A 14,191-nucleotide genomic window follows, 5' to 3' on the forward strand; every position below is an offset into this window, starting at 1 on the left:
ATCCTTTTTATATCTAGTTTTATTTCAGTTATTTTTTTTCAGCGTACGAACCTGTTCTACGCAAAGTCGGACTGGCAAAATTGCTTCAACTCTTCTTCCCCTAATACCACACGCTCTGCCCCTTTTGATAGAGCGATCATCTCGTGTTCCCCCGGCACGGCGATGATCGGCGCGATAAATCCGACTCGTTTTTGTAATTCTTCAACAACCATTTGCGAATAAGCCACGCCACCAGTCAAGGCAATTCGATCGACAACGCCGTTCGTTACCGTTGCAATGCTCCCGATGCCTTTAGCAATCTGATAAATATAGCCGTCGTAAACTGTTTTTAACTCTTCATCGCCAGCCAAGACCCGCTCTTCGATCTTTCTGGCATCGCTCGTTCCCGCGTAAGATTTCAAACCGCCTTCCCGTTTGTAAAGTCGCAGCATTTCTTTTAAAGAACGTTCGTAACACAGCGGCATCAAGTATTTCAACGGCAAACCGCCTGTCCGCTCCGTTGAAAATGGGCCTTCATCATCCGAGATCAGGTCGATCATTTTACCATTCTGATGAATACTGATCGTATTTCCGCCGCCTAAATGGGCAACGATCAATACTGAATTGTGATAATCTAGACCTTCTTCTCGTGCAACCTTCATTGCCACCGCCCGCATGTTTAAGGCATGACCAATACTCTTTCGCTCAATTCCTTTTAAGCCTGAAATCCGCGCCACGTCTTCAAATTCATCCACCGAGACGGGATCATAAATCAAAGCAATCGTTTTTTCGTTGCCTTGTTCTTTAATTTCATTAGCCAAAATAGCGCCCAAATTCGAAGGATGTTCGATCTGAGTCACATTTTTTAAATAATCGATCATCTCAGCGTTCACTTCATAAGCTCCCGATGAAACCGGCGGCAAGCTTCCACCCCGTCCCGCAACGGCGTCTAGTTCCTTAGGGTCGATTCCTTCCTCTTTCATAAACGCCAATAGGATATCTCGGCGAAACTCCATTTGATCAACAACATTCTGAAATTTCCGAATCTCTTCTGTTGAGTGAGAAATCCCCTGTTCTTTGACGATTTCTCCATCCACATAATAGGAAACCTTGGTCGAAGTCGATCCGGGATTAATTGCTAAAATTTTCATCTGCGATCACCTCTTGCTGCAATACATAGCGACTAGAATCGAGTATGCTTTTTCTTCTTCAGTTGACCCGCGAGACACCATAACGATCGGTACGCTGGCCCCCATGATCAATCCGGCCATCTTCGCACCGGCCAAAATTGTTAAACTTTTTCCTAAAACATTCATTGTCGTGATGTCTGGCCCTACGACGATATCAGTGTCTCCGGCAACTGGACTATCATAATGCTTGATTGCCGCGACTTCTTTGCTTAATGAAAGATCCAATGAGATCGGACCATCGATCCAGCAGCTATCTGGTGCTTCAGCTTGGATTTCCTGCATAATTTCTTCTGCCTCTACACTAGAAGAAATTTTTGGATTGACTTTTTCCGCCGCCGCTAACAACCCGACCTTTGGCTTTGCGATTCCGATTTTATTCATTACTTCGATACCGTGCTGAATCAGAATTTTCTTATCCGCCTTACTTGGGGCGGTCACCATACCGCCATCGGTTGTCAGTAATAATTTGTGGTAAGCAGGTATCTCATTTAACGCCACATGGCTCAACAGCCCACTTTTGGCGATTCCATTTTCACGGTCAACCACTGCTTTTAAGAAGGTCCGAGTTTGAATATGCCCCTTCATCAAAAAGTCGATCTCCTTTTTCTGAACCATCTCTACACCGATTGAAGCGCACGCTTCTTCTGTATCTGCGGCAACAATTCGAGCAGAAAAATCGAATTTTGCTAGTATTCCCGTTATTTTTTCCTTGTCGCCAATCAAAATCGGCTCCAAAAAGTCTCTGACCTTTTCATTAAAGACCGCTTGAATGGTAACTTCATCATTGGCGCAAACGACTCCGATTCGGATCTTTTCATCACTGGAAAAATTTGTCAGCAATTCATCAAATTTTTGCATCATTTTCACCTAATCCCATGGATTGCCGTCATGTTTTGGTGGAATCGGCATCGCAATTCGCGAGATATTGATCAAGTGTGTATAGGTCAAATTCTCGGAAATGATATTGTTTCCCCAAGAACCGCAGCCAAGAGAAACAGTCGGGTTCAATCCGTTTGCCGGTGAACCTCCCGCATCGATCGTTGGTTGATTGATCACTAATCGACTGACCGGTAATACTTCTCCGGCGTATACTTGATGCTCTTTAGTATGACTAAACAGACCAGCTGAGTGTCCTGAACCTTCTAATAGTAAGTTTTCTCTAGCAAAAGCGACTGCCTCTTCAAAAGAGTCGTAGCTTTTCAGTGCTAAAACAGGTGCCATTTTTTCTTTGCAGAATAATTCAGCCTTGCCGACTGCATCTACTTTTACCGCAATGATTTGACTATCCGCAGGGATCTCTACGCCTGCTTCATCCGCAATCACTTTAGGATCTTGTCCGATCATCGCTGGATTTGCTTTTCCATCAATAAAAAGTGTGTCGCGCAACTTAGCCAATTCAGCTTGATCAGTAATGACTGCTGCTTGTTTGCCTCGTAAAGCTTCAAGTACTTCGGTTTCTTTCTCCACTGGATAGATCAAACTTTGTTGGCAAGCACAAACAATTCCATTATCAAATGAACGTCCGATAACGGATAACTCTGCCGCCGCCTCCACATCAAAATCACGATCCAAAATCGCCTGAACATTTCCTGGTCCTACGCCATAAGCCGGATGACCGCTGGAATAAGCCGATTTCACCAAGCCTGGACCACCGGTAGCAACGATCAAGTCGACAGATTTCATTAGCTCTTGTGACAATTCGATACTCGGCTCTTCAATCACCTGCAGCAAATCTCTTGGTGCTCCAACACTGACAAGTGCTTCACGCATCAGTTCAATCGTTTCCTTCGTGGTCTTTTTTGAACGCGGATGAGGGGATACGATCATGGCATTCTTGCCTTTTAGTGCCATCAAGCCGTTGCCTAATGGGGTAATGGTCGGATTAGTCGTCGGAGTTACTGAACCGATCACTCCGCGCGGATGCGCAATTTCAATCAAGCCTTCCTCAGGAATCTCTTTGATTACACCTACAGATGGTTTATTTTTCAAACTAGCAAAAATATTGGTCGCCATTCCTTGGTTTTTACCGATCTTATGATCCAACCGTCCCAATCTTGTCTCTTCAATCGCCAACACAGCCAATGGTTCTGCTTGATCAAAAACTGCCTTTGAAATTACATAAAGCATCTCATCTACTTGCGCCTGATCATACCCGCTGATTTTCTCCATTGCGACACGTGCCTGCTGTACCATTTCCTCAATTGTCATTTTCTCAAGCTCCTTTCATTTTTACATACACGAGTGTATGTTTCTAACAACCTCAATATACTCAAGTTATGTAAGCGCTGCCAATTTAGTGAAAAAAAGAACTTGTTCGCAAAATGTTGCTGCAAACAAGTTCTTCTTTTTTTTAAGCGTTCTTAAAAATAATCGTAATACTGCGTTTGATAGCCTCCGGTGTGTAATTTTTTGTCACCTCTTCTGGTGTACCAGATCCATACATTCCTTCAAAATAATTGTATAGCATACTTGAAATAGCCGCCGCATCATTCTCAGTTAACCCTTCATTTCTCAGTCCCGTTAGAAAGAAATTATATAGTCGAGCCCGGGTTTCGCGAAAATTCTCCAACAGCTCGGAAAATTCTGGATAAACCTCTAACGTTTTCAACGACTGCTGCATGAATTTGAATCCTATTTGATTATGTGACGGTACAATCAGTATTTGTACGACTTTTTCTTTGAATTCCAAACTTTCGGAAAGCATGATTTCTCTTTTTTCGTCTTTGATTTTTTCGATCGTCATACGAACAACTTCCCCAAAAATTTCCGATTTATTTTTGAAGTGCCAGTAAGCAGCTCCGCGGCTGACATTTGCATCTTTTGATATTTTGTCTAAAGAAGTATTTTCAAACCCTACTTCATAGAAATTTTGAAAGGCGGTTTCCAATAATCGCTGCTTCGTTAATAAGCTGTCTTGCTTCCGTTTCATTGTCATCTCTCCCAGTATAAAAAAACAAGATCAGATAGATTCTGACTTATTTTTGAAATTTTTTAGTTTCCTCATAAATTTCACGAAATCTATTAACTTGTGAAATTAGTTCTTACTTCACTCTTGCATAAAGCAACTAGATAAAAAAGAATACGATTACATTTTCACACAATTTGTCCCTTTTTAAAAGAAAAAAATGCTGCCGAGTAAATCACTCGACAGCATTTGATTGATAGATAGTCTTATTTCATTGGTGGAATGACTGCCAATAATCCGTTGCTCAAGGTAACATAGATTGAGGCAGCAGTCGGCAAGGCTTCCGTTGAAGCTTTTTTCGGATTCAAAGCTGTTGCCGCTAATGCAATCAAGCTTTCTCCGCGGAAAAGATTGACGAATTGCTTCGTTGACATAACTTGCGGGATACGCGGGCTGTGGATAAGACTTGCAATCAACTTCGATTGGATTCGATCGTTCGCATCAAACGTTGTTTTTGTTGCTTTGATTTCTGGTCCAGTCGTTTTTTCTTTCGCGTGGTCAAACTCTGTTAAGTCATAGGCTTTGATAATTGCATTCAATTTTTCAGCATATTGCTTATCAGTGGCATAACGTCCCTGTAAATGATCGGTTGCATCTTTATAAGATTCCGTTTGATCCTTCCAAGTATCTTTGTAGAAATCAGCGTTGCCTGAAATTCCTTTTTTAAGCAGCTTCGCATAATCTTCCAACGATTCTTTATATGAAGGATATTTTCTAAATTCAGAAGTTATTTGATAGCTAGAGCCTTCTTTATCTTGTTCTAACGTTTGGAAAGACACACCTTGATCTTTGAACTTACCTTTGATTCCAAATAGATTGTAATTTGGTTCGCTGGCCAACGAGCTATTTCCTGAACCACTTTCTAAAATGGCTTGGGCAATCATTACTGAAGAATAAATGCCGTTCTTTTGTCCGATCTCACGAGAAGTTTCCCCGATTTTTTTGATAAATTGATCGGTCGTTTGATTTTTGTTGAAAATAAATGGCTGATCCGTACTATATTCACCAAAGGCATTCGATAAAGAACCGGTTGCTTTTGGTAAGCCGGCAATATTCACGCGAACAGCAAAGGTTGGCGCGAAATCACTGATGCTGCCGATTTTCACGACATCACCTGGTTGCGGCGCATGAATATATTGTCCGTTGCCGATATAAATTGCGACGTGCGTAGTTACACTCGTTGGTGCTCCCCAGAATAATAAGTCGCCAGGCTGTGCTTCGCTGACTGGAATTTGAGTACCTGCATATTGCTGGTCTCCGGTCCAACCACCGATATTATGGCCTGTCGCATTCGCATAAACCACGTATGCTAATCCAGAACAGTCAAAAGCGTTTGGTCCCTTAGCACCCCATACATATGGTTTACCAAGATGACGATAAGCTTCCTGAACGATCGCGGTTTGAACTTCATTACTGAAGGTAGGCGCATTTTGATTTGAAGGCACACGAACATCGGCTGGTGCTGATGATGCATCCGCTTCTGGTTGACGAGCCGCCGAATTATTGTCGACCGGCTGTTGCGCCGCTGCATTGTTTGAATTATTCGCGGGTTGGTTCGTATTCGTATTTCCCGTGTTTTGATTTCCAGAATTGTTCGTTCCAGTATTTCCATTAGGTTTTTCTTCAGGTTTAGGTGTCGATGGTGTTGGTTTCTCTTCCGTTTTCACTGGAGCCACTTCAACTTGAACCGAAACGTCGGCATCCGGCATTGAAAACTGTCCATTAATGTTAGCATTTGCTGAAATTGGGACTTGTGTTGCATTATTGACAAGTTTAACTTCCTTTAACTCGAAGCCCTTAGCTAATGAAACATAGTAATGAACCACTGTAGTAGCGATTAACCCTTGCGTTTCTAGGTATTGAAAACTAATTGAGTTGCCATTACCCAAATCAACAGGGGTATTATTTGCAATAGGTGCTCCATCCTTTAATAGATTATATTGTTTCACTGGTTCAGGAGTTGGTGTTTCTGAACTTTCCGTACCTCCCGTACTTGAACTTTCAGTCGTTTGTTGGCTTGATGAAGTCGTAGCAGAGTTGCTAGCAACAGTACTGCTTTCTTCAGCAAAAACTTGTTGTGAAGATAAAAGAGTTGGACCAAATAACGTTCCCAACGCTAATAAACTTACAATTTTATTGTACTTCACATCTATACCTCATTTCCGATTTAAATATATTTCTATATATAATTATTTTCCTTAATTACTTACTATAATATCATTAATTCGAAAGCATGTCTAAAGAGTCGACCATAGTTCATAAAATCTTCAAGATTATCAGAAATCGATAAAATTAATTGCTTTTTCGCTCAGCATTTTCGTTTTAAACTGCTGTCAAATCAACGATATCGGGACATAAAAATTAGTAATAGACTCAGCAAATTTCATTTTATAGTTTCCTCCTTCTAGTATGAAATCAATTATTTAATAGCATATTTAAAATGTGAATGGTTTTTATTAACCTAATTGAATACTTTTATTTATAAAACATACGCATAAAATCAAAAAAATCTGGAAATATCAGCGACAAACTGATATTTCCAGATTTTTTTTATCATAAGCGAATGCAAACAGCGTCGTCTCATCCGCTTCTCTACTATAAAACTTTCGAAAAAATTCTTAGTAAAGCGGTTATCTTATCAAATTGAACATCATCCAAACGGTGATCATTTAGATCTGCTCAATATTACGCCTGTTCTTTGACAATTTTTTGCATCAATTTTGAAATTGATCGTTCATGGAAATGGGTCATTCGCACACTTTCGCCATTTTCCGTCTGCCAGATTTTATTTTCATAGAAGCCCACGGTATCCCGTTTTCCATCCATTAATTCCTTGGCATAACCTAACACTAGACGAATCGCTTCACGTGTTGGTTCATCACTCTTGAAATATCCTGGATAGCTGCGCAAATATTCTTCGAGATCACTATTTCTTGAGACTTTCCAATCTTCAATAAAATCTTCTAAGGCTGTAACTACATTGCTCGTTTGAATCTCCCATAATGATATATCCACTTGATTCTCCATAATGATACCTCCATTTTTGAATCCCTCTACATATAGTTATTATAAAGTGTTTTCATTTTAAATGGCTGAGATATCCGCAAATTTTTTATTAAAAAATATGTTTGGGTTTCTAAAGTTAAAAGTAAACCCTAATTAATTAAAGTTTACCGTTTTATTCTTTGTCAGTGGATTTAACTTCTTATTGTATAAAATTTCAGTTATACTAGTACTAATTGATTGATAAGGATGATTTTTATGCTAACTATTTTAATAAATAAGATTACCGAACGCTGGAAAGGAAACAAGCGGACCAGCGTTGGAATTTTGGCAGGAATTCTGGGGTTGATTTCAAACCTCATTCTATTCCTTGCCAAATTTTTTATCGGCTCACTTTCCGGCAGTGTCTCGATTATGGCGGATGCCATGAATAACTTGTCAGATACTGCTTCGTCGGTAATAACCCTTGCAGGGTTCAAAATCGCGGGTAAACCCGCCGATGAAGATCACCCCTATGGACACGAACGTTTCGAATACATTAGCGGCTTCGTCATTTCCATTTTAGTCACTTATGTTGGTGTCCGTTTTTTGGACAGTTCCTTTGTCAAAATTATGCATCCAAGCAGCGTCTTGCTTTCTCCGATCGTCTATATTGTGTTGATCCTTTCTATATTAATGAAATTTTGGCAATCTCATATGTATCAGAAACTGAGTCGCGAGATTAATTCTGATACCTTGAAGGCAACAGCGCAGGACAGTATTAATGATGTCTATACAACGATCGCCGTTTTGGTTTCGGCAATCGTTGAATGGTTCAGCGGCTGGCGAATTGATGGATACATCGGTTTCTTGATTGCTCTTTACATTATTTATTCGGGGATCAAAATGATTCTGGGCTTTATCAACGATTTGATGGGTGTCCGTCCCCCTGAAGCAGAAGTCTTGGCGATTCGAAAACATCTCGATCATTATCCAGATATTATCGGCTACCATGATCTGCTGATTCATAGCTATGGACCAAACAGTATCTTTGCCTCTGTTCATATTGAGGTGGATCAAGATTGGAGTCTGCCACATGCCCACGAGGTGATCGACTCAATTGAGTATGAGGTCAAAGAAAGTCTAGGCGTCGATCTGGTCTGTCATTTAGACCCCTATCCGCTTGATGATCCAGATTTTAAACGGATCGCTCCGGAGTTGAAGAAGACGCTAAAAGACATTCATCCGCAGCTGCGATTCCATGATCTGCGCGTGGATAAAACGACGACACCAGAAACGATTTATTTTGATTTAGTTGTGCCCGAACAGCTGAAAAAGGTTAAAAATACACAGCTGCACGATCAGATCAGTCAACACTTTATCAGTCAAAGCGAACTGGCTAAACTAGTGATTACTTTTGATCGAACCTATTTGCTATAAGAAAAAGCCTTGGTCTCGCGACCAAGGCTTTTTCAGGCTTTCCGTTCAACTAATTGGTAGTAGCTGCGAGCAGTTAAACGATAGACGATGAAATAGAGAATCGCAAAGACGATCGTCACAATCCCGCAAATAAGCAAGAACAGCTGCCAGTTCACTAATCCGAATAAAATGAGCAGTTTTCGAATCAGCGGGAAGGCAAAGGCTAAATGGATCACAGCGATAACTAATGGGAAGGAGAAAACCATCAGAACTTGGCTGCTGATTACCTTCTTAATCTCACGATGACTCATCCCTACCTTTTGCAAAATCTCAAACCGTTCTCGGTCATCCATTCCTTCAGAAATTTGTTTGTAGTAGATGATTAAGGCGGTAGCCAAAATAAACGTAGCACCAAAAATGATTCCTAAGAAAAAGAATCCGCCGGTAAATACTTTATTTTCGGAAACAAAAGAGTATTTATCATCAAACGTAAATTGTCCCTCACCCGCTTGTTGGAAGATTCGTTCTCTTAACGTTTGAACAAAATCTAAATTCTTTTCTTTATTCTTCAAATCCGCATTAAACATAAAGTTATATTCTGGAAGTTTCTTTGAAGCGTCTGCTTTTTTAGGAAACCATTTCGCGAGAGACTGATCAAGAACTTCTTGATTCGGCATAACAATTAAAAAGGAATCGGTCAAACCTACCTGCTGATTGATTCCAGGAAACTTAGTGATTCGTTTTTTTATCTTAAATGCCTGATCTGCGAATTTCAACTGGTTCGCTTTTAGATCACCACTGACAGGATAAAAATAAATTTCATCGTCTTTCAAACTTACTGTTTCATTCGTATGTTTTTGATACTCCTGTGCCGTTATAAAATTCATTAGGGTGATCGTTGTGGATCTTGAGTTATAGTAAGTATCTGCATCAGCAATCTGATAAATGTCATTTTCAGGATCAAAAAGAATACTTTGGGTTGAGGTTAAATAAACTTGCTCAGAGAGCGGCGCTTGTTTTTCAGCGCTCACTGCATCAATGACTTCTTTCACTTGGTCGGGATGTTGTTTCGTTGAGATCATTACGTCACGTGGATAGCGCGTGCGCTCAACATCCTTTTGTCCAAAATAAAGACTTGCTGTGGTCGCTACCGTCACCAATACCATGGTTGAGAGAATACAAATGCTGGCCAACCCCGCCGCATTTTGTTTCATGCGATACATCATACTAGATACTGAAATGAAATGGTTCGTTTGATAATAGAAGCGTTTATTCCGTTTTAAGAGTTTTAACAAAGCGATACTTCCCGCGATGAACAAACAATAGGTTCCAAGAATTACCAGAACAATCGCAATGAAGAATAGCGACAACGCATTCAGCGGAGAGTCGATCGTCACGGCAATTACATAGCCGCTTCCCAAAAAAATGAGGCCCAAAATAGCGATGATCCATCGAGCTTTTGGTTCCTGCTCCCCTTTTTTACTTCCATGCAAGAGTGTGATAGGATTCGTTCGTTTGATTTGCCAGCAATTGATTAATAATAGTAGGAAAAAAATTCCTACGAATAGCAGTGTCACAAATCCCAGACTGGAAAGCGACAGCTGAAAGACAAAATCGTTTCCTACACTAATCAAGCGCTGCAATACTAAAAAGGCCAATTTTGATAAAACGAGTCCGGTAATCAAGCCGGAACTAATCACGATCAAAAAGCTAAGCAAAGTTTCCCAAATCATTAATTGATAAAGTTCGCGCTTGCCTAAACCAAGAATATTGTATAAGCCCAATTCTTTTTTGCGCTGCTTTAATAAAAAGCTGTTCGTATAAAACGAAAAGATCACGGTGAAAATCATGATAATAATATGCCCTAGGCCGAACATCGCCCGTGCGGAGGCACTATTGGGTAGATTTTGCATCCCCTCATTATTGACTATAACCTGTGTCATCGTATTGATTGCTACGAGAAACAGCATCGATATTAGAAAAGGCAGATAGCCGCGATGATTTTTTCTTAAATTGGTAAAAGCTAATTTTCCGTAAAACATCTGCTACGCCTCCTTTGATAGCAAGGCTGTCAATGTCTCGTTGATCGTTTCAAGAAACTCATAGTTATCCTTATTTCCGCGATATAACTGATGATAAACTTGTCCATCCTTGATGAACATGACCCGTTTGGCATGGCTGGCGGCGATTGAACTATGCGTAACCATTAAAATCGTTTGTCCATTATCATTCAATCGTTGAAAAATCTGCAGGAGCTGTTCCGATGTTTTTGAATCTAAAGCACCTGTAGGCTCATCTGCTAATAATAATTCCGGATTGGTGATGATTGCTCTTGCTACGGCTACCCGCTGTTTTTGCCCTCCCGATAGTTCATACGGATATTTCTCCAATAATTTCTCGATCCCTAAAGCCTTCACCACTGGTTTAAGTTCGCTCATCAATTCTTTGACGGGTGTTCGAGACAATACCAATGGCAGCAGAATATTGTCCTTAACCGAAAAAGTATCCAATAAGTTGAAATCTTGGAAGACAAAGCCTAAATGGTCTCGGCGGAAAGCAGCCGCGTTCTTTTCCTTGATCGTATTCAGATCCATCCCGTCTAATAAAATTGTACCGGAAGATGGTTTATCTAATGTAGCGATCAGATTCAACAGAGTACTCTTTCCAGAACCCGATTCTCCCATAATCGCGACATAATCACCCTTTTCAACGGATAAATCAATGTTTCGCAAAGCTTCTACAGGCATACCCTTGAACTGGGTCTGATAGACTTTTTTTATTCCCTCAACTTTTAGTAGTTCATTCATTGTGATTCCTCCTAGTTCGTTTTGAAATAAGTATTCGGCCAACCTATTGATACTGATCAACCCTTCTACTTCATCATAGAATCCTGCCTGTAAAAAGACTACTTACGAAAATAAATCCAAACTTACAATTATGAAAGTTTGGATTTATTCAAAAGCTGAGATTTCTTCAGGAAAAACGATCGTGACCGTAGTTCCTTCATTGACGCGAGATTCAATATATAGCTGACACCCTAATTTACTCGCGGCTTGTTGACTAAGATAGAGGCCAAGACCGCTGGCTCTTTGCTGTTCACGGCCATTCATTCCAGTATAGCCCTTTTCAAAAACGCGCGGCAGATCCTCCGCTCGTATCCCCATTCCCGTATCTTGAATCGTCAAACGATTTTCAACAAAAGAAATGCTGATTGTGCCATCTTCCGTATATTTGATTGCATTAAAAATGATTTGCTCCAAAATAAAAATCAGCCATTTCTGATCCGAATAGACCATTCCTTCAAGATTTTCAAGCTGTAAACTTAGATTTTTTTGCGAGAAAAAAGTCGCGTATTTTTTTACAACCATTTTGATGATTTTTTCAATCGATAATTGTTGAAAAACTAAATCTGCCTGATTAAGATTTTGACGCATATAATTTAGAATCATTTGCAAGTATTCATTGATTTTGAATAGTTCATTCTTCATCGTTCGCGGATCAAGCTGTCCTGATTGAATCAATAAGTCTAAAGCAGCTACCGGTGTTTTGATTTGATGGAGCCATAGTCCAAAATCGTCCAGCATATCTCGCTGCTTTTGCTGCAAATCTTCTTGCTGCCGATTTTTTGTTTCTAAAACTAAACGCAATACTTCTTGATACGTCTTTTCACTCAAGGTTTCAGCTTTAGGTAAAAAAATCAGACTGCTTAATTGCAGATCTTCTGTCGCCAACAATTCCAATTGCTTCTGTTTCTGGCAATAGCGGTAAAAAGAAACCAGCGAATACACGAGCAGCATGAACATCGTGAATAGCCAGCCATCCCAAAAAGGCGCAAAAGGAAATTCATAGAGATAGAACGTCAAGAAAATCAAGAACCAGAATACCAGATACATACCGTAAATAATCCGACGTTCATAAAGGAAATGTTTAAGCCGTCTCATCGCTTCTCCTCAATTAAATAGCCTTTGTTTTTGACCGTTTGGATCAAACTGTCGATACCGAAGTCCTTCAGCTTTTTGCGTAAACGCGTCAAATTAACCGCCAAGGTATTGTTATCAATGAAATCATCACTTTGCCATAAGGTCTCAATAATTTGCTCCCGCGGAACGATTTGACCTTGCGTCGCAAATAGTACGCTTAAGATTCGGGATTCATTCGGTGTCAGCGGCAAATGATCATTCGCCGATTGGATTTGATTGATCGCCGGCACAAACTGATATTCACCGAAGTCGTAGCTTAATTGCTGTCCGTATTGATAACTGCGCCGCAGCATCGCTTGAATTTTTGCTAATAAAACCGTCAGTTCAAATGGTTTTTCAATAAATTCATCTGCACCCATATTTAAGGCCATTACTTGGTTCATTTGATCCTTTGCCGAGGAGAGAAAAATAATCGGGACTTCAGAGACCTTGCGAATCTCTTGGCACCAATAGAAGCCGTTGAAAAATGGCAGGGAAATATCCAAAATCACCAAATCCGGCTGCACCGCTTGATACTCAGCAAACACCTGCTGAAAATCTTTTGCTACATAGCAGTTCATTCCCCACTGATTCAAATGTTGTTGAATTACGGAAACAATCGTCGTGTCATCTTCTACTAGAAAAATTTTATTCGTCATTATAGTTCCTTCTACTTTTTCTTCTTATTATACTAGAAATTTTTAGAATTTCGGCGGCTATCTCAGAATTGCACGGACATTTTCTTAAAAAATAAACCGAAATACCTTATTTATCGACACGTAGACTGGTATAAATGTAAAAAAAAGCCCTCTGCTTAGCAGAAGGCTTCTCGTATTAGAAAGCGCGATAGACATATTGATTTTTCGGTGCACTGACAGGCTGCGCCTTAGCCACCGCTACGGAAGGAATCTGACGATGGAACGGTTCAAAGAAGTCCAGCGTGATCGTCCCTTCGACATGCAGCCATTGATTATTTTTCACCGCTAGATTTTCCGGCAGCTTAGTCATTAAGCCAAATACACCCGAATCAGCAACACAATGAATGATCCCAAAGCGGAATAGAAAGTCATATTTTTGATTGTTCTTATTCGCTTCATAAACGAAACCGTTGAAAGAAATATTCTTGCCGACAAAAGAGTTCGGATAATTATAGATCAATTCCATTACTTCCAAATAATTATCGTTCGTAATCTCTAGCTTTTGATCCGTCTCATATTTTTTCATAAGCTTCGACATTTGATCGTTATAATCGTTTTTATTGTAGTAAATACTAGTATCGGGCTTTAAATACTGGGTATTCATCTCTGGGTCGCCCACCGATTCTTTACTAATGGGGAAACTAAAGCCCTTCGCCTCAACAATGGTCGTATCTAAACTGATCGTTGGAAATAGCATCCCGACAACCAAAGGTAAGATCAGCAGCAGATAGACGATCCCGCGTTGATACGGCTTCGACATAACATGATCATGTCCGTCGTGGTGAACATGTCCTTCGTGCTTCTCCCCCGCTGCCCAAATCCGCAATTGAACCAAGGCCAACAACAGCGACAAGCCCATTGTCAGAAAAACCAGATAACGATAATGTACATTGATATATTGATCCAATCTGCCAGAAACTTGCAGATACATCATTAATTCGAAATAACCTGATAAAATCAGAAAACGTATCATGAGGTTCTCTCCTTTGTGGTTCTTCT

At 40.3% G+C, this 14,191-nt stretch carries 12 protein-coding genes; 1 reads left to right on the plus strand and 11 read right to left on the minus strand.

Translation table 11 applies throughout. The annotated features are described in order from the left end of the window. Positions 1–56: 56 nt before the first annotated feature. From buk to I585_RS12440, 6 genes are all read right to left on the minus strand, one after another. Positions 57–1,130: a butyrate kinase gene (gene buk, locus I585_RS12415; RefSeq protein WP_010742135.1), complete on the minus strand. Its 1,074-nt coding sequence runs from the start codon at positions 1,128–1,130 to the stop codon at positions 57–59. 6 nt (positions 1,131–1,136) lie between these two features. Further along, positions 1,137–2,027, minus strand: a complete 891-nt coding sequence (locus tag I585_RS12420) for a phosphate acyltransferase (protein WP_010742136.1) — start codon at positions 2,025–2,027, stop codon at positions 1,137–1,139. A gap of 9 nt (positions 2,028–2,036) precedes the next feature. Continuing rightward, positions 2,037–3,377, minus strand: a complete 1,341-nt coding sequence (locus I585_RS12425; RefSeq protein WP_010742137.1) for an aldehyde dehydrogenase family protein — start codon at positions 3,375–3,377, stop codon at positions 2,037–2,039. Between the two features lie 142 nt (positions 3,378–3,519). Beyond that, the gene (locus I585_RS12430; RefSeq protein ID WP_010742138.1) at positions 3,520–4,098 is read right to left on the minus strand and encodes a TetR/AcrR family transcriptional regulator; all 579 of its coding nucleotides are present in this window, start codon (positions 4,096–4,098) and stop codon (positions 3,520–3,522) included. Between the two features lie 242 nt (positions 4,099–4,340). Beyond that, a complete protein-coding gene (locus I585_RS12435; protein WP_010742139.1) occupies positions 4,341–6,281 on the minus strand; it encodes a glucosaminidase domain-containing protein in 1,941 nt (646 codons plus the stop codon). A gap of 538 nt (positions 6,282–6,819) precedes the next feature. Next, positions 6,820–7,161, minus strand: coding sequence for a hypothetical protein (locus I585_RS12440; protein WP_010742140.1), 342 nt, complete (start codon positions 7,159–7,161; stop codon positions 6,820–6,822). A gap of 234 nt (positions 7,162–7,395) precedes the next feature. Between I585_RS12440 and I585_RS12445 the strand changes: the two genes are divergently transcribed. Beyond that, positions 7,396–8,556 (plus strand): cation diffusion facilitator family transporter, encoded by a 1,161-nt coding sequence (locus I585_RS12445; protein WP_010742141.1) that lies wholly within the window; start codon positions 7,396–7,398, stop codon positions 8,554–8,556. A 32-nt stretch (positions 8,557–8,588) separates the two neighbouring features. Here I585_RS12445 and I585_RS12450 read toward each other — a convergent pair whose 3' ends face one another. From I585_RS12450 to I585_RS12470, 5 genes are all read right to left on the minus strand, one after another. Next, on the minus strand, positions 8,589–10,577 hold the full coding sequence (locus I585_RS12450) for an ABC transporter permease (RefSeq protein ID WP_010742142.1): 1,989 nt from the start codon (positions 10,575–10,577) through the stop codon (positions 8,589–8,591). A 3-nt stretch (positions 10,578–10,580) separates the two neighbouring features. Further along, positions 10,581–11,342: an ABC transporter ATP-binding protein gene (locus I585_RS12455; RefSeq protein ID WP_010742143.1), complete on the minus strand. Its 762-nt coding sequence runs from the start codon at positions 11,340–11,342 to the stop codon at positions 10,581–10,583. A 144-nt stretch (positions 11,343–11,486) separates the two neighbouring features. Further along, on the minus strand, positions 11,487–12,476 hold the full coding sequence (locus I585_RS12460) for a sensor histidine kinase (RefSeq protein WP_010742144.1): 990 nt from the start codon (positions 12,474–12,476) through the stop codon (positions 11,487–11,489). Then, positions 12,473–13,153: a response regulator transcription factor gene (locus I585_RS12465; RefSeq protein ID WP_010742145.1), complete on the minus strand. Its 681-nt coding sequence runs from the start codon at positions 13,151–13,153 to the stop codon at positions 12,473–12,475. Before I585_RS12465 ends, I585_RS12460 begins: the two co-directional genes overlap by 4 nt. Before the next feature lie 175 nt (positions 13,154–13,328). Further along, positions 13,329–14,165, minus strand: a complete 837-nt coding sequence (locus I585_RS12470) for a TIGR03943 family putative permease subunit (RefSeq protein ID WP_010742146.1) — start codon at positions 14,163–14,165, stop codon at positions 13,329–13,331. Positions 14,166–14,191 lie beyond the last annotated feature (26 nt).

Source organism: Enterococcus malodoratus ATCC 43197 (assembly GCF_000407185.1).
Taxonomy (GTDB): Bacteria; Bacillota; Bacilli; order Lactobacillales; family Enterococcaceae; genus Enterococcus_A; species Enterococcus_A malodoratus.